The 21,970-nt window shown below is 59.8% G+C and carries 18 protein-coding genes; 9 read left to right on the top strand and 9 right to left on the bottom strand.

Going from position 1 to position 21,970, the window contains the following annotated elements; all coding sequences use genetic code 11:
• Positions 1–113 precede the first annotated feature (113 nt).
• The 5 genes from pimD to SFY93_RS11100 form a co-directional block, all read right to left on the bottom strand.
• Positions 114–1,256 (bottom strand): pimeloyl-CoA dehydrogenase small subunit, encoded by a 1,143-nt coding sequence (pimD, locus tag SFY93_RS11120; protein WP_320447124.1) that lies wholly within the window; start codon positions 1,254–1,256, stop codon positions 114–116.
• 222 nt (positions 1,257–1,478) lie between these two features.
• Positions 1,479–2,666, bottom strand: a complete 1,188-nt coding sequence (gene pimC, locus SFY93_RS11115; protein WP_089261586.1) for a pimeloyl-CoA dehydrogenase large subunit — start codon at positions 2,664–2,666, stop codon at positions 1,479–1,481.
• Between the two features lie 28 nt (positions 2,667–2,694).
• On the bottom strand, positions 2,695–3,882 hold the full coding sequence (locus SFY93_RS11110) for an acetyl-CoA C-acyltransferase (RefSeq protein WP_320447123.1): 1,188 nt from the start codon (positions 3,880–3,882) through the stop codon (positions 2,695–2,697).
• Entirely contained in the window at positions 3,879–5,582 is a 1,704-nt protein-coding gene (gene pimA / locus SFY93_RS11105; RefSeq protein WP_320447122.1) for a dicarboxylate--CoA ligase PimA, read from the bottom strand. The genes SFY93_RS11110 and pimA overlap by 4 nt, the downstream gene beginning before the upstream one ends.
• Before the next feature lie 210 nt (positions 5,583–5,792).
• Positions 5,793–7,877, bottom strand: a complete 2,085-nt coding sequence (locus tag SFY93_RS11100; protein ID WP_320447121.1) for a 3-hydroxyacyl-CoA dehydrogenase NAD-binding domain-containing protein — start codon at positions 7,875–7,877, stop codon at positions 5,793–5,795.
• A gap of 160 nt (positions 7,878–8,037) precedes the next feature.
• On the opposite strand from SFY93_RS11100, the gene SFY93_RS11095 reads away from it, so the two are divergent.
• From SFY93_RS11095 to SFY93_RS11065, 7 genes are all read left to right on the top strand, one after another.
• Positions 8,038–8,904, top strand: a complete 867-nt coding sequence (locus tag SFY93_RS11095; protein WP_320447120.1) for an IclR family transcriptional regulator — start codon at positions 8,038–8,040, stop codon at positions 8,902–8,904.
• 63 nt (positions 8,905–8,967) lie between these two features.
• Positions 8,968–9,795, top strand: coding sequence for an ABC transporter ATP-binding protein (locus SFY93_RS11090; protein WP_320447119.1), 828 nt, complete (start codon positions 8,968–8,970; stop codon positions 9,793–9,795).
• Positions 9,792–10,505 (top strand): ABC transporter ATP-binding protein, encoded by a 714-nt coding sequence (locus SFY93_RS11085; RefSeq protein WP_116663743.1) that lies wholly within the window; start codon positions 9,792–9,794, stop codon positions 10,503–10,505. The genes SFY93_RS11090 and SFY93_RS11085 overlap by 4 nt, the downstream gene beginning before the upstream one ends.
• Positions 10,506–10,515: 10 nt before the next feature.
• Positions 10,516–11,394, top strand: a complete 879-nt coding sequence (locus SFY93_RS11080; protein ID WP_089261600.1) for a branched-chain amino acid ABC transporter permease — start codon at positions 10,516–10,518, stop codon at positions 11,392–11,394.
• A 2-nt stretch (positions 11,395–11,396) separates the two neighbouring features.
• A complete protein-coding gene (locus SFY93_RS11075; protein ID WP_320447118.1) occupies positions 11,397–12,425 on the top strand; it encodes a branched-chain amino acid ABC transporter permease in 1,029 nt (342 codons plus the stop codon).
• Positions 12,426–12,431: 6 nt separating this feature from the next.
• Positions 12,432–13,661: an ABC transporter substrate-binding protein gene (locus SFY93_RS11070; RefSeq protein ID WP_184513957.1), complete on the top strand. Its 1,230-nt coding sequence runs from the start codon at positions 12,432–12,434 to the stop codon at positions 13,659–13,661.
• A 263-nt stretch (positions 13,662–13,924) separates the two neighbouring features.
• Positions 13,925–15,130 carry an ABC transporter substrate-binding protein gene (locus SFY93_RS11065; protein WP_231081190.1) on the top strand — a complete coding sequence of 402 codons (1,206 nt, stop codon included), beginning with the start codon at positions 13,925–13,927 and terminating at the stop codon, positions 15,128–15,130.
• Positions 15,131–15,192: 62 nt separating this feature from the next.
• On the opposite strand, the gene SFY93_RS11060 is transcribed toward SFY93_RS11065, so the two are convergent.
• Both SFY93_RS11060 and SFY93_RS11055 read right to left on the bottom strand, forming a co-directional pair.
• The gene (locus tag SFY93_RS11060; RefSeq protein WP_320447117.1) at positions 15,193–15,681 is read right to left on the bottom strand and encodes a hypothetical protein; all 489 of its coding nucleotides are present in this window, start codon (positions 15,679–15,681) and stop codon (positions 15,193–15,195) included.
• Between the two features lie 120 nt (positions 15,682–15,801).
• Entirely contained in the window at positions 15,802–16,119 is a 318-nt protein-coding gene (locus tag SFY93_RS11055) for a hypothetical protein (protein ID WP_320447116.1), read from the bottom strand.
• 679 nt (positions 16,120–16,798) lie between these two features.
• On the opposite strand from SFY93_RS11055, the gene SFY93_RS11050 reads away from it, so the two are divergent.
• Positions 16,799–18,619 carry an ATP-dependent nuclease gene (locus SFY93_RS11050; protein WP_320447115.1) on the top strand — a complete coding sequence of 607 codons (1,821 nt, stop codon included), beginning with the start codon at positions 16,799–16,801 and terminating at the stop codon, positions 18,617–18,619.
• Between the two features lie 239 nt (positions 18,620–18,858).
• On the opposite strand, the gene SFY93_RS11045 is transcribed toward SFY93_RS11050, so the two are convergent.
• A complete protein-coding gene (locus SFY93_RS11045) occupies positions 18,859–19,920 on the bottom strand; it encodes a class I SAM-dependent methyltransferase (RefSeq protein ID WP_320447743.1) in 1,062 nt (353 codons plus the stop codon).
• Positions 19,921–20,132: 212 nt separating this feature from the next.
• Here SFY93_RS11045 and SFY93_RS11040 point away from each other — a divergent pair, with 212 nt between their 5' ends.
• Entirely contained in the window at positions 20,133–21,032 is a 900-nt protein-coding gene (locus SFY93_RS11040; protein WP_320447114.1) for an alpha/beta hydrolase, read from the top strand.
• A gap of 289 nt (positions 21,033–21,321) precedes the next feature.
• On the opposite strand, the gene SFY93_RS11035 is transcribed toward SFY93_RS11040, so the two are convergent.
• Positions 21,322–21,903 (bottom strand): TetR/AcrR family transcriptional regulator, encoded by a 582-nt coding sequence (locus tag SFY93_RS11035; protein ID WP_320447113.1) that lies wholly within the window; start codon positions 21,901–21,903, stop codon positions 21,322–21,324.
• Between the last annotated feature and the right edge of the window lie 67 nt (positions 21,904–21,970).

Here is a 21,970-nt window from a genome sequence, read left to right as displayed (position 1 = left end):
GAATCTCAGAGTGTTTTGCTCGGTGCGCCTCCGCTCGGGATTCCGGGTTCGCGCAAGCGAAGATGCTCGCGCGCCCCGGAATGACGAGTGTTGGTATACGACGCGCTCTGGGCTTACTCCGTAATCCCGCCCGCCTGCGCGACGCGGCGCAGGTGATAGTCGGCATCGCCGAACTGCTGCTCGATCATCGTGAGCCGCTTGAAGTAGTGGCCGATCTTGTACTCCATGGTCACGCCGACGCCGCCATGCAGCTGCACGCCGCCCTGGCCGACAAAGCGCGCGGAGCGGCCGATCTGCACCTTGGCAGCGGCGACCGTCTTGGTGCGTTCGTCGAGATCGGTGAAGCTCGACGCCATCGAGGCCAGGAACGACATGCTGCGCGCGGTCTCCAGCGCGGTGAACATGTCGGCCGCGCGGTGCTGCAGCGCCTGGAACGAGCCGATGGCGACGCCGAACTGCTTGCGCTCCTTGATGTATTCGACGGAGATCTTCAGCGCTTCTTCCATCGCGCCGACCGCTTCGGCGCACAGTGCGATGCGCGCGTCATCGACGACCTGATTGACGATCGACAAGCCATCCTCGGCATTGCCGATCGCAGCATCTGCGCCGACCTCGACATTGTTCAGCTTGATATCGGCGGCGCGGCTGCCGTCCTGCGTCTCATAGCCCTTGATGTCGACGCCCTTGGCATTGGCGGGCACCAGGAATACGCCGACGCCCTTGGCATCGCGCTGGCCACCAGCGGTGCGCGCGGTGACGATCAGCGTATCGGCAGTATCGCCGTGACCGACGACGAACTTCTCGCCGGACAACGTGTAGCCCGAACCGCTCTTCTTGGCCGACGTCTTGATGTCCCCGAGGTCATAGCGTGAGTCACGCTCGACCTGTGCAAAAGCCATGGTCTTGGAGCCGTCGATGATCCCGGGCAGATGCGCAGCACGCTGTTCGGCCGAACCACGGCGCAGGAAACCGCCGCCGAGCACGACCGTATCAAGATAGGGCTCGACCACGAGATTACGGCCCAGCGCTTCCATCACGATCATGGTCTCGATCGGACCGGCGCCGAAGCCGCCGTCATCCTCGGAGAACGGCAGGCCGAGCAGGCCCTGTTCGGCAAACTTGCCCCAGACGTCGCGGCTCCAGCCGCCCTTCTCGGCGCGATACTTCTTGCGAGCCTCGAATTCGTAAGACGATTTCAGCAGGCCGTCGACGCTGTCCTTGAGGAGGCGTTGCTCCTCCGACAAATCAAAATCCATGGTCTTTCTCTCTCGGATCGCGCGTAACGCGCGTGTAAATGTGTTTAAGCTCCCTAACCTTCCCCCGCTTGCGGGGAGAGGTCGAGGGCGAGCGAAGCGGAGCCTTCGGGTGAGGAGGACTATCCGCGGGCACCGAGCCGGCGGAGGCTCCCCCTCATCCGGTCCGAATGCGCTACGCGCAATCGGACCACCTTCTCCCCGCAAGCGGGGAGAAGGAAGACATCAAAGCCCCAGCACCGCTTTCGCGATGATGTTGCGCTGGATCTCGTTGGAGCCGCCATAGATCGACACCTTGCGGTAGTTGAAATAGGTCGGCGCGATCGGCGAGGCCCAGTCGCCCTCTTCGTTCTGCCCCTCGCCTTCCGGCATGAACGGCAGTGCGAACGGCCCGGTGACTTCGAGCAGCAGCTCGGTGAGCGTCTGCTGGATTTCCGAACCCTTGATCTTGAGGATCGACGAGGCCGGATCCGGCTTGCCCTTGCCGTGCTTGCCTTCGGCCGCGACGACGCGCATCTGCGTCAGTTCGAGCGCCTTCAGCTCGATCTCGGTCGCAGCCAGCTTCTGGCGGAACTGCGGATCCTCGATCAGCGGCTTGTCACCGGACATCACGCTGGACGCCAGCTCCTTGATGCGGCGGATGCGCTCCTTCGACATGCCGACGCGCGCGATGTTGACGCGCTCGTTGCCGAGCAGGAATTTCGCGTAGTCCCAGCCCTTGTTCTCTTCACCAACCAGATTCTCGGCCGGTACCACGACCTCATCGAAGAACACTTCGTTGACTTCGACGCCGCCATCGATGGTCTGGATCGGGCGGACGGTGATGCCCTTCGACTTCATGTCGATGAGGATGAAGGAGATGCCCGACTGCTTCTTCGCATCGGGGTCGGTCCGGCAAAGGCAGAAGATCCAGTCGGCATGTTGCGCGAGCGTGGTCCAGGTCTTCTGGCCGTTGACGATATAAGTATCGCCCTTCTTCTTCGCCGTGGTCTTCAGCGAGGCGAGGTCCGATCCCGAGCCCGGCTCCGAGAAGCCCTGGCACCACCAGTCGTCCATATTCGCAATGCGCGGCAGGAAGTGCTTCTTCTGCTGCTCGTTGCCGAAGGTGTAGATCACCGGACCGACCATGTTGACGCCGAACGGCAGCGGCGGCGGCGCCGGGGTCTTCTGTAGCTCTTCGAGGAAGATGTACTGCTTCGCCGCGCTCCAGCCGGTGCCGCCATATTCCTGCGGCCAATGCGGGACGGCCCAGCCCTTCTTGTTGAGCGTGCGCTGCCAGTTCACCAGGTCGTCTTTGCTGGTGTGGTGACCTTCCTGCAGTTTCTTGCGCACCGCCGGGTCGAGGCTTTCGCGGAAAAAGGTGCGCACCTCGTCGCGGAATGCTGTTTCTTCTTTGCTGAAGCTCAGATCCATCGGATCCTCCTTGTGAGCAGATGTGTAATTACTGAACGATTTCGAGCAGGCCGGCGGAGCCCATGCCGCCGCCGACGCACATGGTGACGACGGCGTATTTCGCCTTGCGGCGACGGCCTTCGATCAGCGCGTGACCGGCGAGACGTGCGCCCGACATGCCATAGGGATGGCCGACCGAGATCGCGCCACCATTGACGTTGAGCTTTTCCGGATCGATGCCGAGCTTGTCGCGGCAGTACAGAACCTGCACGGCGAAGGCTTCATTGAGTTCCCAGAGATCGATATCCTCGATCTTGAGGCCATGACGCTTCAAGAGACGTGGCACGGCGAACACCGGACCGATGCCCATTTCATCCGGCTCGCAGCCGGCGGAAACGAAGCCGCGGAAGATGCCGAGCGGCTTGAGGCCCTTCTGTGCGGCGAGCTTGTCGCTCATGATCACGGTGGCGCTGGCACCGTCCGAGAGCTGCGAGGCGTTGCCGGCAGTGATGGTGAAACCGTCGCCGCGCACGGCCTTCAGACCGGCGAGGCCTTCGGCAGTGGTTTCCGGACGCGGGCCTTCGTCCTTCGACAGCGTGATATCCTTGAACGAGACTTCGCCGGTCGCCTTGTCGACGACGCCCATCTTGGTCGCGATCGGCGCCAGTTCGTCATTGAACTTGCCACCCTGCTGCGCGGCCGCCGTGCGGCGCTGGCTTTCCAGCGAATATTCGTCCTGACGCTCGCGAGAGATGCCGTAGCGCTTGGCCACCGTCTCGGCGGTGTCGAGCATCGGCATATAGACGTCGCCCTTGATCTTCATCAGTTCGGGATCGACGGTATGGAACTTGTTGGCGTGTTCATTCTGCACCAGCGAGATCGACTCGCCGCCGCCGCCAACCGCGATCTCGACGCCGTCGAAGATCACCGAACGTGCGGCCAGCGCAATCGCCTGCAGGCCCGAAGCGCACTGGCGATCGATGGTGGTGCCGCCAACCGTGACCGGTAGGCCGGCGCGGAGCAGCGCCTTGCGTGCGATATTGCCGCCGGTCGCGCCCTGCTGCAGGGCCGCGCCCATCACGACATCTTCGACTTCCTTGGGATCAATGCCGGCGCGCTTGACGGCATGCTCGATGGCATGGCCGAGCAGCGTCGCGCCTTCGGTGGCATTGAGGGCGCCGCGAAAGGCCTTGCCGATCGGCGTACGGGCGGTGGAAACGATAACGGCTTCGGTCATGGGCGGGGTCCTCCAGAGGCGGTTTGTTGTTGCGAGGTTGTTTCTTGGTTCATGATGGGCGTGGGTTGCAACCCGCGCAAGGCGTGGCGCGAGAGTTTTCCGACCGCGGTGCGCGGCAAGTCGTCGACGAAGTCCAAAGCTGCCGGCAGTTCATGCTTGCCGAGCTTGCCGGTGAGAAACGCGCGCAGCTCGTCGATGGTGAACGGCGCTGCGCCATTGCGCAGCCTGATAAAGGCCTTGGCCGCCTCGCCGCGATACTGATCGACGACGCCGATCACGATCACTTCCTGCACCGACGGATGTTCGTAAATCGCCTGCTCGATCATCTGCGGATAGACGTTGAAACCGCCGGAGATGATCATGTCCTTCTTGCGATCGACCAGGTAGAAGAATCCGTCTTCATCCATGTAGCCGATATCGCCGGTGAGGAAGCGATCGCCGACGAATGACTCGGCACTCTCCTGCGCGCGGTTCCAGTAGCCTTTGGTGACGTTCGGCCCCTTGATGCGAATTTCGCCGGTCTCGCCGGTGCCGAGCACCCTGGTCGGGTCATCGAGCGACACAACGTCAATCTCGATCCCCGGTAGCATCAGGCCGATCGAACCCGGCTTGTCGAGGCCGCCGGGCGGATGGCTGGTACCGGGCGAGCAGGTTTCGGTCATGCCCCAGCCGCTCTTCAGCGACAGGCCCGTTTTACGTTCGAACAGACGCGCCACTTCATCGGGCAGCGGCGCACCGCCGGAGGCCGCCGACACCAACGACGACAGATCGCGGGTCTCAAGCGACGGATCGGCCGCGATGGCGATCCACATGGTGGGCACGCCGGGAAATACGGTGGCTTTCTTCTTCTCGATGTCGTCGAGCACGCGGCTGACATCGAAACGCTGATGCAGCGAGATGGTGTCGCCAAGGCTGATGCGGGCGAGCAGGATCACGGTCAGTGCATAGATGTGAAACAACGGCAGCACACAGATGACGCGCTCGATCCGATTGCGCCCGGCGCGTGCCGGCGCGCCCCATAGATTGTAGATCGAGACCGCCGAGGTGAGATTGCCGTGGCTCAGCATCGCGCCCTTGGGCAGGCCGGTGGTGCCGCCGGTATATTGTAGCAGCGCCACATCATCCGCTGAAATCTCGGGCCACTGCGCGGGCAACGTGGCACCCGCGGTGAAATTGCGGAAGGTGACAATCGCGGGATTTTCCGGCAGCGGCAGCTGCGGATTATTCACAGCGCCCCAGTCGTCGTCTTCACAGACGATCAGCCTGTCGAGCAGGCCCTTATCAAGAAACTTGAGCGCCATCGGCAGCAACACCGCAAGGTTGCTCGTCACCAGCACACGCGCGCCAGAATCCTTGAGCTTGTGCGACAGCGCGATCTCGCCATCGAGCGGCGACAGATGCACGAGCCGCGCGCCTGCCTTGAGGCCGCCGAAGAAATGGACCGGATGATCCGGCGTATTGCCGAGGAAGATGCCGATGGAAGAGCCTTTGCCATAGCCGGCGCGCACGAGCGCGGCGGCGATAACATCGACGCGCGCCTGCAGATCGTTGAACGAGATCGACTGGTCGCGGAACTCGATGGCGGTGCGGTCGCCATGTTTTGCAACGGAGTCGGCAAGCAGACCCGGCAGCGACCCACGCGCAATCGGCGCGTCCCATGTGACGCCCGGTGGGTAATGTTGCTCGCCGGGATGGGTCATGGCGTGGCCTGTTGTCCGGCCTCTCCGCGCGTCGTCCCCGCGAAGGCGGGGCCCCATAACCACGGTAGAGGAAAAGAAAAACGATTACTTCCACAGCACACAATCGAAGGGACGGAGGCTATGGGTCCCCGCCCCGTGCACGCCATTGGCGTGCTAGGCGGGGACGACGTATTGTGAGCGTTGCGTATCAACGCGGCTACCAAAGGCAAGCTAGCCCTTCGCCAGCGACGCGAAGGTCTTGCCTTCATCTGCCAGCTTCTTCAGCAGCGCGGCCGGCTCCAGCGACGGATCGTTGGTCTGCTTGGCATAGAACTGCAGGCGCTCGACGATCTGCTTGAGGCCGACCTGATCGGCATAGAACATCGGGCCGCCGCGATAGATCGGCCAGCCATAGCCATAGAGCCAGATCACGTCGATATCGCTCGGACGCGATGCCACCTTCTCTTCGAGGATGCGCGCACCCTCGTTGATCATCGGATACATCATGCGTTCCAGGATCTCCTGATCGCTGACGGCGCGACGGGTCAGGCCCAGGCTCCGGCAGGTATCGTCGATGAGCTTCTCGACTTCCGGATCCGGCACCGGCGCGCGGGAGCCGGCTTCATATTTGTAATAGCCCTTGCCGGTCTTCTGACCGAAGCGGCCGGCTTCGCAGAGCGCATCGGCGATCGGCGAGGTGATGCCGCGGTCCTTGCGCGAGCGCCAGCCGATATCGAGGCCGGCGAGATCGCCCATGGCGAACGGACCCATCGGCATGCCGAACTTGGTGACGACGGCATCGACCTGCTGCGGCAGCGCGCCTTCGAACAACAGCTTCTCGGACTGCTTGGAACGGGCCGCCAGCATGCGGTTGCCGACGAAGCCGTCGGAGACGCCGACCACCGCCGGCACCTTGGCGATCTTGCGGGCGACAGCGACAGCGGTGACGAGCGCATCCGGCGCAGTCTTGTCGGCGCGGACGATTTCGCACAGCTTCATGACATTGGCCGGCGAGAAGAAGTGCATGCCGAGCACGTCCTGCGGACGCTTGGTGACGGCTGCGATCTCGTCGATGTTGAGATAGGACGTGTTGCTGGCGAGGATGGCGCCCGGCTTGGCATAGGCATCCAGCGCGGTGAACACTTCCTTCTTGATCGCCATGGTTTCGAACACCGCTTCGATCACCAGATCGACGTCCTTGACGTTCTCAAGACCAACAACACCATTGATCAGCGCCATACGCTTGGCCGGCGCGTCGGCAGGAATGCCACCGCGGGCTGCAGTCGCCTCGTAATTCTTCTGCATGATACCCAGACCACGCTTGAGCTGCTCCTCGCCGGTCTCGATCAGCGTGACGGGAATACCGGCATTGGCGAAGGACATCGCAATGCCGCCGCCCATGGTGCCGGCGCCGATGATGGCGACGCGCTCGACCTGACGCGGCTTGACGCCTTCCGGCACGTTCTGAACCTTGGCAGCTTCTCGTTCTGAGAAGAACGCGTAACGCTGCGCCTTCGACTGGTCGTCGGCGACCAGCTTGAGGAACATCTCGCGCTCCTTCTTGAGCGCCTCGTCGAACGGCACGTCGAGCGTCCAGCTCACGGCTTCGGCGCAGGCCAGCGGCGCATTCATGCCGCGGTTCTTCTTGTTGGCGGCTGCGGCGGCGTTGGTGAAGATGGTGCGATCAGCGCGCGCGGCAGCGAGCTTGGAATCGTCGTTGCGCAGCAGGCGCAGCGGACGCTTCTCGGCGATCACCTTGCGCGCAAAAGCTTCTGCGCCCGAGGCCGGACCCTCGACGATCTCTTCGATCAAGCCGTTCTTCAAGGCTTCAGCAGCGCTGATCGGATCGCCGGTGACAACCATCTTGACGCCGAGTTCCGGACCGACTGCGCGCGGCAGGCGCTGTGTGCCGCCGGCACCCGGCAGCAGGCCGAGCTTCACCTCAGGCAGGCCGAGCTTGGCTTCTTTTGTCGCCACGCGGAAATGACAGCCGAGTGTGAGCTCGAGGCCGCCGCCGAGCGCGGTGCCATGGATCGCGGCGATCACCGGCTTGGAACAATTCTCGATTTCCGCAATGACTTCGCTCAATCCGGGCGACTGCGGCGGCTTGCCGAATTCGGTGATGTCAGCGCCGGCAACGAAGGTACGGCCTGCGCATGCGATGACGATCGCCTTCACGGCAGGATCGGCAGCGGCCGTTTTGACGTTCTCAAAAATGCCGCGGCGAACCGCCGCACTCAGCGCATTTACAGGGGGAGAGTTGATCGTGACGATCGCGACTTCATCATGACGCTCAAGCTTTACGACATCGCTCACGGCATTCTCCTTGGCTCGTTTATAGGTCTGATTTTCTTAGTTTCGCACTGCGAAATTTAATTCCACATCTTGACACGGAGGGTTATTTTGAAGAGCGTCCCTTGTCAACGAGGGCCGCACAGCAATCGTATGAAACTGACAAAAGCAAATTTTGGGAAGCATGAAACGTCCAGCGAGGAATGTGGCGACAGATCGCAATTTCGTCGTCGCACTGGCCCGCGGCCTGGATGTGTTGCGTGCATTTCGCCCCAATGACGGACTTCTCGGCAATCAGGAGATTGCAGCCCGCACCAAATTGCCGAAGCCAACCATCTCGCGATTGACTTACACACTCACGAAGTTGGGCTACCTTACACCTGTGCCGCGCTTCGAGAAGTATCAGCTCGCGCCAGCAGCTATGGCCCTGGGGTATGCTGCACTTGCGAACTTGGGCGTTAAGCATCTCTCGGAATCATTTCGCGACGAATTGATGCGGCAGACCGGCGGTGCCTGCGCAGTAGGCGCACGCGATCGTCTCAGCATGATCTATTTCGGGCAGAGCCGCTCCAGTCTCACTGTCGGCGTTCAACTCGACGTCGGCTCGCGCATTCCCATTGCAACCACGGCGATGGGCCGCGCCTATTTCTGGGCGCTGCCCCCGGAAGAACGTGCCCAATTATTGCGCGAATTTCGCGAGCACTACGGACATCGCTGGTCGAAGATGCGCGACGGGCTTGAGCGCGCAGGCGAAATGGTCGCACGCCACGGCTTCGTCATCTCGGCTGGCGAGTGGCAGGACGATGTGCACGCTGCCGGTGTCGCAATGACATTGAATGACGGCACCGGTCCATATGCCTTTAATTGCGGCGCGCCCGCGTTCCGTTTCACGGAAGAGCGCTTGCTCAACGATATTGGACCTCGGCTATTGGCGATGGTAAGAAACATCGAAGCGGCGCTCGGGGGGGCAGCTGCACCACAATCCAAAAAACTCGACAGCAAAAAAATCAAATCAGGAGGGAAAGTTGCACGCATTGTTGAAGGGCTCTGACAGCCTTCATCGTCGTGACCTGCGCAAGACTTCGCCGCAGCCGACGATCGAGGGGCGCCGCACATGACGCAGGCACAACTCACTCAGACTCGGTCTGATGCGCGCGCGCCCGTCGCATCGACGGCGCCGCTGCTTTCAGTTCGCGACGTCAGCGTTGTGTTCGGTGGCATCATCGCGTTGAACGGCGTCTCGTTCGACATGCAACAGGGCCACATCCTTGGCCTCATCGGACCGAACGGCGCCGGCAAGACCACGCTGTTCAATTGTCTCAGCCGGCTCTACCAGCCGAGCAAGGGCGATATCCTGATGGACGGCCAGACGATCCTGAATCGTCCGGCGCACAAGATTTCCGAGATTGGCATCGGCCGCACCTTCCAGAATGTTGCGCTGTTTCCGAACCTGACAGTGCGTGACAATGTCCGCGTCGGTAAACATGCGCGCACCAACAGCGACATCATCAGCGACTCGCTGAAGCTGCCATGGGTTCGGAGCGGAGAAGCTGCGATCAACAAGGACGTCAACGACATCCTTGATTATCTCGATCTGCACAGCGTTGCCGATACGATCGTCAGCGGTCTTCCCTTCGGCACGCAGAAGCGCGTCGAACTCGCGCGTGCGCTCGCCGCCGAACCGAAGATCCTGCTGCTCGACGAGCCCGCAGGCGGTCTCAACCATGAGGAAGTCTACATCCTTGGCGACCTGATACGCCGCATCCGCGACGATCGCGGCGTGACGGTGCTCCTGGTCGAGCATCACATGGGTCTCGTGATGTCGATCGCCGACCACGTCGTCGCATTGAATTTCGGCAAGAAGCTCGCTGAAGGCACACCTGCTGCCGTCCAGAAAGACCCTGCTGTGATCAAGGCCTATCTGGGAGACAAAGACTCATGACCGCGATGCTTCACGTAAAAGACCTGCGTGCGTATTACGGCCAGGTCCAGGCACTGCACGGCCTCGAATTCGAACTGCAGGAAGGCAGCCTCACCACCCTGCTTGGCGCCAATGGTGCCGGCAAGACCACGACGCTGCGCTCGATCTGCAACATGATCCGCTCCACGGGCTCGATCGAGTTCGAGGGCAAGAAGCTCGACAACAAGTCGACCGAAAGCATCGTGCGGCTGGGCATCGCCCATGTTCCCCAGGGCCGCGGCACCTTCACCACCATGACGGTGGAAGAGAACCTGCAGCTCGGCGCGATCAGCCGCAAGGACACCAAGGCGATCGGTGACGACATCGAGCGCATGTATGCCCACTTCCCGGTGCTCAAGCAGCGCCACACCCAGCAGGCCGGCACGCTGTCCGGCGGTGAACAGCAGATGCTCGCGGTCGCCCGCGCGCTGATGCTGCGTCCTCGCCTGATGCTGCTGGACGAGCCGTCCTTTGGCCTCGCGCCGCTGATCGTGCGGGATCTGTTCAAGATCCTCGGCAAGATCAACCGCGAGGACAAGGTCAGCATTCTTGTGGTCGAACAGAACGCGCAGCTCGCGCTCGAACTCGCCGACAAGGCCTATGTCATCGAAACAGGACGCATCGTGATGTCCGGCACTGCCGACGAGATCGCGAACAATGAAGACGTCCGTAAATCGTATCTGGGATATTGAGGGGGCGGCCATGGAACTCTTTACCAACCAAGTCCTGGCTGGCATCGCCACCGGCGCGATCTACGCCTGTATGGCGCTCGCGGTCGTGATGATCTACCAGGCGATCGACCACCTGAACTTCGCCCAGGGCGAAATGGCGATGTTCTCGACCTTCGTCGCCTGGCAGATGATGCAGTGGGGCATACCCTATTGGGGCGCATTCGCGCTCACGCTGATTTTCTCCTTTGTCGGCGGCATCGTCATCGAGCGGGCTTTGTTCAAGCCGCTCGCCAAGGCGCCGGTGCTGACCCACGTCGCCGGTTTCATCGCGCTATTCGCCATCATCAACAGCGTCGCGGGCCTGACCTGGGACTTCACCATCAAGCAGTTTCCCTCGCCGTTCGGCTCGTCGCCCTTCCTGGGCAGCCAGCTGATCTCGACGCATCAGGCCGGCATGATCGGCGTGACGATCATCCTGCTCGTCCTGCTGTTCATCTTCTTCCGCTACACCCGCGTGGGCCTTGCGATGCGGGCAGCGGCGTCGATGCCTGAATCGGCGCGGCTGGTCGGCATCAACACGTCATGGATGATTGCACTCGGCTGGGGCATGGCGGCCGCGATCGGTTCGATCGCCGGCATGCTGATCGCCCCCGTCGTGTTTCTCGAGCCCAACATGATGGGCGGCGTGCTGATCTACGGATTTGCCGCGGCCGTCGTCGGCGGGCTCACGAGCCCACTGGGTGCTGTCATCGGCGGGTTCCTTGTCGGCGTCTTCGAGAACCTCGTCGGCACCTATATCCCGGGTGTCGGCAATGAGCTGAAACTGCCCATCGCCCTGGCGCTGATCATCACCGTGCTGGTCGTCAAACCCAATGGCCTGTTCGGCCGTGCCATCGTGAAGCGAGTTTGATCATGAGCACCGTTCAAGACGTCTCCGCCGCTCCCGTGGTCGCTGCCGTTCCCAAAAAGGCAATGGCGCTCGGCCCGCTGGCATCGCTGATCATCCTGGCGCTGCTCATCGTCACACCACTGTTCGTGAAGAACTTCATCATCTTCCAGATGACGATGTGGCTGATCTACGCCATCGCGGTTCTCGCGCTGAACATCCTGACCGGCGCCAGCGGCCAGTTCTCGCTCGGCCAGAGCGCGTTCTACGCCCTCGGCGCCTATACGTCGGCGATCCTCATGGAACATGCCGGCGTCAACTACGCACTGACGCTTCCTGTGGCCGGCCTGGTCTGCTTCATCGCCGGCTTCCTGTTCGGCCTGCCGGCGCTTCGGCTCTCCGGCATCTACCTCGCGCTGGCGACCTTCGCCCTCGCGGTGGCGATGCCGCAGCTCCTGAAGCTTGGCGTGTTCGAACACTGGACCGGCGGCGTGCAGGGCCTTGTCGTCACCAAGCCTGATGCACCGGAAATCCTGGCCTCGCTGGGTCTGAAAGTGTCGCAGGACATGTGGCTGTACTTCTTCACCCTCGCAGTCACGATCCTGATCTACATCCTCTCGGTCAACCTGCTGAAGTCGCGCTCCGGCCGGGCCATGATGGCGATCCGCGACAACGAAATCGCCGCCTCGGCGATGGGCGTGGACGTCTCGCTCTACAAGACGCTGGCTTTCGGCGTCAGCGCAGGGATCACCGGCGTTGCCGGCGGTCTCGGCGCCATCGCCGTGCAGTTCGTCGCGCCCGATGGCTATACCATCCAGCTCGCTATTGCGCTGTTCCTCGGCATGGTCGTCGGCGGCGTTGGCTGGCTGCCGGGCTCGCTGGCCGGCGCGGCTTTCATCGTCTTCGTTCCGAATATCGCGGAACACGTCTCGAAGGGTCTGTCTGGCGCCGTGTTCGGCGTCATCCTGATCATCATCATCTTCCTGCTCCCGAACGGGGCCAGGCAACTCGCCTATTTGGCACAGGGCTTGATAGGCAAACTACGTAAACACTGAGGACCTATGAACTGCAGAAACTTTCTGCGCACCGCCGCGCTCTCGAGCGCGGCGTTTGCGTTTCTCGCCTTCTCAACTTCCGCGAATGCCCAGAAGAAATACGATACCGGGGCGAGCGATACCGAGATCAAGATCGGCAACATCATTCCCTATAGCGGCCCGGCTTCGGCCTACGGCATCATCGGGAAGATGGAAGAAGCCTACTTCAAGATGATCAACGATCAGGGCGGCATCAACGGCCGCAAGATCACCTTCGTCAGCTATGACGATGCCTATAGCCCGGCTAAGGCCGTGGAACAGACCCGCAAGCTGGTCGAATCCGACGAAGTTCTGTTCGTGTTCGGTCCGCTCGGCACGCCGTCGAACACCGCGATCCTGAAATACCTGAACGCCAAGAAGGTGCCGCAGCTGTTCGTCGCCACCGGCGCGACCAAGTTCGGCGAATACAAGACCGCGCCATGGACCATGGGCTGGCAGCCAGCCTATCAGAGCGAAGGCCGCATCTTCGCGCAATACGCGATCACCGAGAAGCCGAACGGCAAGATCGCCGTGTTCTACCAGAACGACGACCTCGGCAAGGACATGCTGAAGGGCCTCAAGGACGGTCTCGGCGAGAAGGCTTCGATGATCGTGGCTGAAGACAGCTATGAGGTGTCCGAGCCGACCATCGACTCGCACATCGTCAAGATGAAGGCATCTGGCGCCGACATCTTCGTCTCGATCTCGACGCCGAAATTCGCCGCGCAGGCGATCAAGAAGGTGGCCGAAATCGGCTGGAAGCCGATGTTCTTCCAGAGCAATGTCGGCTCCTCGGTCGGCGCAGTGATGCGTCCGGCGGGTATCGACAACGCGCAGGGCGTGCTGTCGCTGGCCTATGCCAAGGATGCCATCGATCCGCAGTGGAAGGACGATGAGGGCATGAAGAAGTATCTCGACTTCCTGGCCAAATACGCCCCCTTCGCCAATCCGGCCGAAAGCTCGGCTGCCTATGGCTACGGCCAGGCGCAAACCGTGGTTCAGGTCCTCAAGCAGGCCGGCGACGACCTGACGCGTGCGAACATCATGAAACAGGCCGCCAGCCTGAAGGACTTCGCACCCGACACGCTGCTGCCGGGCGTCAAGATCAACACCTCGGCGACCGACTTCTACCCGATCGAGCAGCTGCGCATGATGCGCTTCACCGGCGAGAAGTGGGACGTGTTCGGCCCGCCGATCGACAGCAAGCTCGGCGGGTAAGCCACACCGTCTGGCCGCAGGGCGACGCTTCGTCTCGCACTGCTGAGAATGGTATTCAACCGCCGCATTTCCGAACGGCGGAACATTAAAACTGCTTAATAAAACAGCCCCTTACGACGAAAGTCGTGAGGGGCTTTTTCTTGCTAGTTGCAGCGGAAAAGTATTCAATCCGGCGCGCCGCAGCATTCAACAAAAACAAGAATACGCGCGGTTTTATCAAGAGATCAGGGAGATCAGAAATGCCTTCGTTCAGCTCGCGTGCAATGACGTTCACGGTTGCCGCAGCCCTCAGTGCGGCCCTTGGCGGTACTGCCTTCGCCCAGAAAAAATATGACACCGGCGCCAGCGATACCGAGATCAAGATCGGCAACATCATGCCCTATAGCGGGCCCGCCTCCGCCTATGGCGTGATTGGCAAGATGGAAGAAGCCTATTTCAAGATGATCAACGATCAGGGCGGCATCAACGGCCGCAAGATCAATTACATCACCTATGACGACGGCTACTCGCCGCCGAAGGCCGTGGAACAGGCCCGCAAGCTCGTCGAATCCGACGAAGTGCTGTTCATCGCCAGCTCGCTCGGCACGCCATCGAACTCCGCCATTCAGAAATACATGAATGCGAAGAAGGTGCCGCAGCTGTTCGTGGCCACCGGCGCGACCAAGTTCGGCGACTACAAGGACTTCCCCTGGACCATGGGCTGGCAGCCCGCCTATCAGAGCGAGTCCAGGATCTATGCAGCCTATCTGCTGCGGGAAAAGCCCGACGCCAAGATCGCGGTCATGTACCAGAACGACGATTTCGGCAAAGACATGCTGAAGGGTCTGAAGGATGGTCTCGGCGCCAAGGCGGCATCGATGATTGTCGCCGAGGAAAGCTATGAAGTGTCGGAGCCGACCATCGAGTCCCACATCGTCAAGCTGAAGTCGACCAATGCCGACACCTTCGTCAGCTTCACCACGCCGAAATTCGCTGCGCAGGCGATCAAGAAAGTGGCGGAGCTCAGCTGGAAACCAACCTTCATCCAGAGCAATGTCGGCTCTTCGGTCGGCGGCGTGATGAAGCCGGCGGGTTACGAGATCGCCCAGGGCATCCTGTCGGCGAACTACGCGAAGGACGGCGCCGATTCCAGCTGGGACAATGACGAGGGCATGAAGAAATTCTACGCCTTCCTCGCCAAATATGCGCCCACCATGGACAGGAGCGACGGCTCGGTCGTCTATGGCTATGGGCAGGCGCAGACCATCGTTCAGGTGCTCAAGCAGGCCGGTGACAACCTGACCCGCGCGAACATCATGAAGGAAGCAGCCAACCTCAAGGAATTCGCGCCCGACACATTGCTGCCCGGCGTGACGATCTCGACCTCGGCGACCGACTTCTACCCGATCGAGCAGCTGCAGATGCAGCGCTTCAAGGGCGAGAAGTGGGAGCTGTTCGGCCCGATCATCGCGGGCAAGATCGACGGCTGAGTTTCTGATCTCTCCCCGCTCCAGGTTGAAGCGAAGCTTCACCAGGCGGGGTGAGATCGCGATCAGTAATAATCCCGGAACGCATCCGCGAGACTGTCGGGCTGCCAGTCGATCTGGTCCGACGCGATCGGATCGTCCGAGAGCAGCGCACTCGCCTGCGTCTTGTAGTCCGGCGCCACGTAATCCGCCTGCGGCAGGCCACGGCGCACGATATCCTGATAGTTCAGATAATTGTCGCGATTGCCCACGAAGGTGCACATGCATTTGGCGGGATCGGCATAGAGATAGCGCGGACCCTTCGGCGTATTGTGCACGACGAAGCGATAGGCCGGTAATTTGCTTAAGGCCGCCTTCCCTGCGGCATCGTTGGCGAAGCGCGCCTTGAAGCCGGCGGACTCCATATCGAAGCCGACCTTCTGCAGCACTGGCACGCTCGGCAATTCGCGCGCCACCAGCAGCGTCACATCGAGCAGCGCCAGCACCGCGATGACAGCGAGTGCGATGCCGCGCGGGCGCGAAGTGGAAAATGTCGTCATCATCACTGCGCGCATGTCGCGAAACCCCGGCTATGAGCGCGCATCGGCGCGCTCTGTTGCGCGCGACACTAACGGACCCCGCAGGCGGTGTCACCGTAGCGCTGCCGCAGCGCGCGATGCCGGTTAACAAATCCATCACGCCGCCTCGCTGGCGACGAGCGCCTCCAGGACGCGCCAATACATTTCGTCCAGCATCGCTTGCTGCTGCTCGGCATTCAGAACGCGCCGTCGTTGAAACAGAAGACAGATCGGCCGGCTGCCTGTGCAATGGTGTGCACGACGACAGGCCTTGATGACGCAAGTGCGATGGGTGCGAAGGATGTTCGCATTACCGCGCTCGATCTCCTCGATGCAGACGGCGACGATCATATCCGACAGCCGCTTGGCCGCCAGGTCGCTCTTGGCCCTGGCGCGCTGCGCGAGATGCCAAGCGTCGTGTTGCGAGATGATCATGTGAACTCCCGTTGTGACGATGATGACTGGATATGAGTGACTTGGGTGACGGCCACGCGCCGTCCTTGCCCGCGCCTCAAGCGCGTGAGTGGCAGTCCCGGGGGTCTCCCTCACAAATGAGGGAGATGAAGCGCCGAAAGGCGCGACTTGGTAACAGTGCCGCAGCGTAGTGTCCGGATCGCCGGACAGCAGAGGCCGCGGAAACGCCTTTCGACGCTCCATCGTGGCGATTTCTGTCCCCGGGACCGTTCTTCCGGGCAAAGGCGCAGACCTCCGCAGTCCGCTTATCCCGACGGTTTCCCGCCGTTCACCAATGCCACGTCCAGCCAGCATGAGTGGCAGACCCCCGTAGTGGGGCCGGACGGTGACCCAAGGCCTCCCGAGTGCGTGAGGGAACGTCTCCCTCCCGCCCGCAGGCGCCACATCCCGCCCCGCGCCAGTCGGCGTCCCGGTAACGCTCCCTCAAGTGGAGCGGGATGGAGAGGAATATATACTCTTTCTGGACTCTTGTCAACAAAATAGGAATTTATTTCGAATCACGTATGTATCGCCTAGCAGCAGTTCGAAATCCGGGTGCGACTATTGTTCGTCTAATATCGTTCAAAGAATAGATGGCGCATCGAGTAAAAGGTGATAATTGCAAAAGAAAAATCTATAGTTGCGGGCAAGGAAGCCGTTAATGAGATTATTGGAATTTCGAATTCAGAACTTCCGTTCGATCAAAGACACAGGTTGGTGCTCTTTGTCGAGCGATGCAACCACAGTACTCATAGGCCAGAACGAGAGCGGCAAGAGCTCGATACTTTCTGCTCTCGAAAAGACTTTTAGCCATACCGCAGTTGAAGACGATGACCACCGCGCAGGAGCGCCACATCCGAGTGTTTCCGCCCGTGTTCTTGCTAACTATTCCGAACTCACAACATGGCTGGTGGACTATCCTGAAGCTCAGATGCAGGCGCTGTCTGAGCACTTACTCAGTGTAAAAGGCCATCTGGAATTTTCGATAAGCTGGGATCCTGCTCCGAACGGTAGTGAGGAAAAGTTTGTCGCCAAGCGTAATATTAACGACCCGGAGCTATCCGCAGCTTTGGCAGCGCGTTGGACGCCAAATGAACGACTGCTTAAATCGGGACAGCATATTACGCCCGAGGAGCGGAGTCAGCATGAAGAGACCGACTTTCAATCAGAGTTGACAACCGAGCTTGTGGCCAGCGCTGTATTCGAGGCGGCACCACTAACTGTTTTATTTGACGAAGAAACGGGACTACTACCCGACAGCATCGATATCACCACTAAAGATGGGGATCATGAATTGGTAGGCGAAGGCGCAACAGCGGCTTCAAATTATCTAGCCCTTGCAGGAATAGACCTCGACCAACTGATGAGTGGCGACATCAGATCCCGCGAAAATTTGCTAAATCGAGGCAACAAGAAAGTTAGTTCTGACTTTGCAACATTTTGGAGTCAAACGATCGGTCACAGCGATCGACTTCACCTCAGATGCGACCTGAATTTTCACGGATCAAACGAAAAAGGAAAAGCGGGACAGCCCTATTTGATCTTCTGGATATCTGATGGCCAGAATCATCTCTACCCTAAACAAAGAAGCACAGGCGTCCGATGGTTCCTCTCCTTCTACCTTCAGCTTAAAGCAGCCGACGAAAGCTCGCTCGGAACACTATTCCTACTCGACGAGCCCGGAGCGAATCTTCATTCAAAAGCACAAGCGGACGTACTAAGCCTCATAAACAAGCTTAAGAATGATCAACAGATCATCTACTCGACTCACAGTCCTCACATGATCGAGTACGACAAGCTCTATCGCGTGCTAGCTGTGCAGCGGGAGGGACTGGATGACGATACGCCCACCGTAGTCATGCATGCGCACAAACTCGGAGGAGCATCGCGCGACACGCTATCTCCGCTCCTCACTGCGATGGGAGCCGATTTCTCCCAGCAAAATGTAATTAAAAAGAGAAACAACGTCATCTTGGAAGAAATGAGCGGTTTCTACTATTTGAAGTCATTTTGGAAAATTACTGGAGAGAAACAGGAAGCGCATTTCATTGCCGCTACTGGAGCGAATAACGTTGAGGCTCTCGCAAGCATGTTCATCGGCTGGGGCCTCGATTTCATTATCGCGGTTGACGATGACCCGACAGGACGATCGGTATTTAACGGCATAAAGCGGCGCATTTTTGCGGACGACGAAATTCTCTCGCGATCAAGAATGATCAAGATTAGCGGAAAGGGCATCGAGGATATTTTCAGCACGGATGATTTTAAATCGCTGGTGCTGGGAGAACCAGAATTGGCGTATGAGTGCGAGAATTCGCATTATGTGAAGGAAAATCAAATATCTAAAACAATGTTAGCTTATCAATTCTGGCTTAGAGTATCTGCCGAAAAAGAAAAACTCCGTAAGATGTCATCAGAGACGCAGAACAACATAGCTACCCTTGTTAAAGAGATTTCCACACGACTTATATCGGCCGTATAAGCCAGCAAGCGTAGAGCGGAATAGCGCAGCGTATTCCGCCGTCTCCCTACTTCATCGCCAGATGATGGAATTTAGTTCTTCACTTTAACGGAACTACACTTTCGAGATGTTTTTGCAGCGGCTCCTTTCTGTATCTGCAGCGCTCCTGTCGACAGGTGACATCAATCCAGAGCGACGCAGCCCCTAGAAGCCGCATTTCCCGCGGCATCCGGGTCGCTCCGCACCGTTGATCTGATCGATCAGGAACGCACTTCGAAGATCATGTTGAAAGGCGTCTCAGTCGCCCGGCGGAAGCGCTTGAATCCTGCCTCAGTCGCGACCTGACGCAATTTGCTTTCACCTGCCTGGGCACCGAGCCCCAAGCCCACCTCCTGAGAGAGCGACGCGGGTGTACAAATGAATGTCGAGGCGTGATAGAAAATGGAGCCGATCGGGTTGAGATTATCCTTGAGATTGTCATGAGCGAATGGCTCGACGATCATCCACGACCCGTCTTTGGCCAGTGTTTCCTTGACATGCTTGCCCGCACCAACGGGGTCGCCCATGTCGTGCAGGCAATCGAAGAAAGCGACGAGATCGTAGTCTTTTGCCGGAAAATCCTTGGCACTGGCCTGTGCGAATTCAATTCGGTCTCCGACCCCCGCTTCCTGGGCCAGGACCTTCGCGCGATCGATCGAAGGTTTGTGGTAATCAAACCCGAAGAACTTGGATTTGGGGTACGCCTGCGCCATCACGATGGTCGAGGCGCCGTGGCCGCATCCGACATCGGCCACCTTGGCGCCAGCTTTCAGTTTGGCTTCGACGCCTTCGAGCGTCGGAATCCAGTTCGAAACCAGATTGGCGTTATAGCCCGGCCTGAAGAACCGTTCGGTGCCCGAGAAAAGGCACTTCGAATGCTCATGCCAGCCAACGCCCTTTCCTGTTCGAAATGCTTCGGCGACCTTGGGTTCGTCGAGATAGGTGGACTGCACGACATCGAATGCACCGGCGAAGAAAGCTGGCGACCCCTCCTCGGCGAACGCCATCGCTTGTTCGGCCGAGAGCGAGAACGCGTTTTTCTCAGGGTGATAATCGATGTAACCAGAGGCGGCCTGGCCGGAGAGCCACTCGCGGACATAACGCTCATGCAGGCCGGTCTTCTTAGCAAGCTCCGAAGGCGTGAAGACATCTCCATCCGCCATTGCCTTGTAGAGGCCGAGACGATCGCCGAGCAGTATACTGGCACCGCCGAGTGAAATGCCGAGGTCGTTGACCAGCTTTCCTACGAGTGCGTTCAGCTTTTCAGGGTTTGGTTCACGCATTGCAGCATCCTCCACCTTGTGAAGAACAGCCCTCGTTCTAGTTAAGCACGACTGGCGAATTACAAGTGGGCGCCGAGCGCCACGCGATGTCAGATTCACGATTATGCGGAATTGTCCGCTGCTGGCGCAATACCCGCGTTCCCTCTAGACTTGCTTCTGCGAAGTTTTGAAATTGCCGCTCAATTTTCACGAGTTTTCGGGGGAAATTATCCTTGGCCGAAAGTGGGATTGCGAATATTCGCGCAGTACTGTTGTCAAAGCCCCGCCCGGTCGGGTGGGATCAGCGCCGGCAGCGACTTGACGAAGTCGGGTCGATCTGGCCGGTGGCCGTCGATGTCGAGTTGCGGACTGTTGATTGCGGAAATGTCGCGGGGGAATGGTCCTTCTCACCGGGGGCAGATACGACGCGCGTGCTTCTGTATTTTCATGGCGGCGGTTTTTGTTCGGGATCAATCCTCAGTCATCGACGCCTCGTGACAGAGGCGGGGCGGGCTGCTGGCATAAGCACCCTGGCGATTGACTATCGGCTCGCGCCGGAAAATCCGTTTCCTGCCGCTCACGACGACGCGATGAGCGCTTGGCGATATCTGCGCCAGCAGGGCATAGACGCCAGCAATATAGTAGTTGGCGGTGACAGCGCTGGCGGCAATCTCACAATTACCCTGATCAACGCCTTGCGCAGAGCCAATGAAGCGTCGCCGGCATGCGCTTGGCTTATTTCGCCCTGGACCGATCTTTCAATGTCCGGGACGACGCTACAAAGCAAGGATCAGATCGATCCGATCATCCACCGTGGCTACCTCGAGGAACTGGCTGACGCCTTTGCTCCGGCATCGCTCGACCGCAGGAGCCCGTTTCTGTCTCCGCTGTTCTCGGACCTCATCGGATTTCCACCAACACTCATTCAGGTCGGGTCAGCCGAAACTTTGCTCGCAGACTCGACGCGTTTCGCGGAGGCTGCCGCGATAGCCGACGTCGCGACGACGTTGGAGGTATGGCCCGACATGATCCATGCATGGCCTCTGTGGAATGGCGGTCTTACAGACGCAAGGTTGGCGCTCAGGTCAGCTGGACAATTCATCAAGCATCAATTGTCTGATCTAGTTCCGTAGGCGCTGCGCAAGGATTGCGACCTAGTCGTCTGCGTTCGTAAATATCGGGGAACGATAACGACCGGCAACAAAGCCGTCCGCCTTTGGCGCAAAGCGGTCGATCGATCATATTGACACCGTGTTGCAGACGAGATCGCGCCCCGCTGAATTCGTCTGAAATGACCCGAAGCTGACATCGCCGCTATCGAGAGGAGGCGTTAGGGGCGGCCGGTGACAACAATTGCAGCGCCAAGACGGTCGAGGATCGCAGCTACTATCCGCGCCGCCGGGCGCTAACACTGATCCTGGATCACCCTTTGGGGGCAGCCCACCCCTGGACACTAACATCCGCCAGAGCCTTGAATATCGCCGGCGTGCGTTCCAGGCGAGCGATTGTTCGCGCGCCTTCGACGGCGGCTACCAATGCCGCTGCCGTAGAAGATGCGCGCGCGGAAGCGAAACCGCACCCCCTAAAATGCTCCGCAACAATCTCGGTCGAATCAACAAATCCGCGCGCTACCCGTTTGGTCAGCTCAGCGTCGAGCGCAGGCAGCTCATTCGCCAGATTTTGCATTAAACATCCATACTGAAAATCAGAGGCGACCATTTCGGCGGCGAATGTGCCGAAAAGCCGATGAACGAAATTCAGAGCATCTCCCGCTGTATTCGCCGAGATATCCCGCAATACAGCAATTCGCCTCGCAACGTAGTGATCGATTGCTTCTTCGGCGAGCTGTGCCTTGCCGCGCGGAAAGTGAAAATAGAACGATCCCTTAGGCGAGCCGCTTTCTTGAATGATCTGGTTCAATCCGGTCGCAGTGTAGCCTTGGATGCGAAACAGTCGCTCGGCAGTGGCAATCGCGCGATCGCGGGCGTCGGTCTTACGGGGCATCCGTCAGCATACCACGCCTCGCTTGACACAGCTATGGCGATCGCCATACTATGGCGATCACCATAGT

The sequence above is a fragment of the Tardiphaga sp. 42S5 genome, assembly GCF_034044155.1.
In the GTDB taxonomy this organism is placed as follows: Bacteria; Pseudomonadota; Alphaproteobacteria; order Rhizobiales; family Xanthobacteraceae; genus Tardiphaga; species Tardiphaga robiniae.
The sequence above is the reverse complement of the archived record's forward strand: the minus strand, read 5'-3'. Positions and strand labels throughout refer to the sequence as shown.

Bases quoted from the DNA above. Each gene is read 5' to 3' on its own strand.
- SFY93_RS11070 (WP_184513957.1), top strand. From the start codon at position 12,432: ATGAACTGCAGAAACTTTCTGCGCACCGCCGCGCTCTCGAGCGCGGCG.
- SFY93_RS11065 (WP_231081190.1), top strand. From the start codon at position 13,925: ATGACGTTCACGGTTGCCGCAGCCCTCAGTGCGGCCCTTGGCGGTACT.
- SFY93_RS11055 (WP_320447116.1), bottom strand. From the start codon at position 16,119: ATGATCATCTCGCAACACGACGCTTGGCATCTCGCGCAGCGCGCCAGG.
- pimA (WP_320447122.1), bottom strand. From the start codon at position 5,582: ATGACCCATCCCGGCGAGCAACATTACCCACCGGGCGTCACATGGGAC.
- SFY93_RS11060 (WP_320447117.1), bottom strand. From the start codon at position 15,681: ATGCGCGCAGTGATGATGACGACATTTTCCACTTCGCGCCCGCGCGGC.
- pimC (WP_089261586.1), bottom strand. From the start codon at position 2,666: ATGGATCTGAGCTTCAGCAAAGAAGAAACAGCATTCCGCGACGAGGTG.
- SFY93_RS11080 (WP_089261600.1), top strand. From the start codon at position 10,516: ATGGAACTCTTTACCAACCAAGTCCTGGCTGGCATCGCCACCGGCGCG.
- SFY93_RS11090 (WP_320447119.1), top strand. From the start codon at position 8,968: ATGACGCAGGCACAACTCACTCAGACTCGGTCTGATGCGCGCGCGCCC.
- SFY93_RS11035 (WP_320447113.1), bottom strand. From the start codon at position 21,903: ATGCCCCGTAAGACCGACGCCCGCGATCGCGCGATTGCCACTGCCGAG.
- SFY93_RS11110 (WP_320447123.1), bottom strand. From the start codon at position 3,882: ATGACCGAAGCCGTTATCGTTTCCACCGCCCGTACGCCGATCGGCAAG.
- pimD (WP_320447124.1), bottom strand. From the start codon at position 1,256: ATGGATTTTGATTTGTCGGAGGAGCAACGCCTCCTCAAGGACAGCGTC.
- SFY93_RS11045 (WP_320447743.1), bottom strand. From the start codon at position 19,920: ATGCGTGAACCAAACCCTGAAAAGCTGAACGCACTCGTAGGAAAGCTG.
- SFY93_RS11075 (WP_320447118.1), top strand. From the start codon at position 11,397: ATGAGCACCGTTCAAGACGTCTCCGCCGCTCCCGTGGTCGCTGCCGTT.
- SFY93_RS11085 (WP_116663743.1), top strand. From the start codon at position 9,792: ATGACCGCGATGCTTCACGTAAAAGACCTGCGTGCGTATTACGGCCAG.
- SFY93_RS11050 (WP_320447115.1), top strand. From the start codon at position 16,799: ATGAGATTATTGGAATTTCGAATTCAGAACTTCCGTTCGATCAAAGAC.
- SFY93_RS11095 (WP_320447120.1), top strand. From the start codon at position 8,038: ATGAAACGTCCAGCGAGGAATGTGGCGACAGATCGCAATTTCGTCGTC.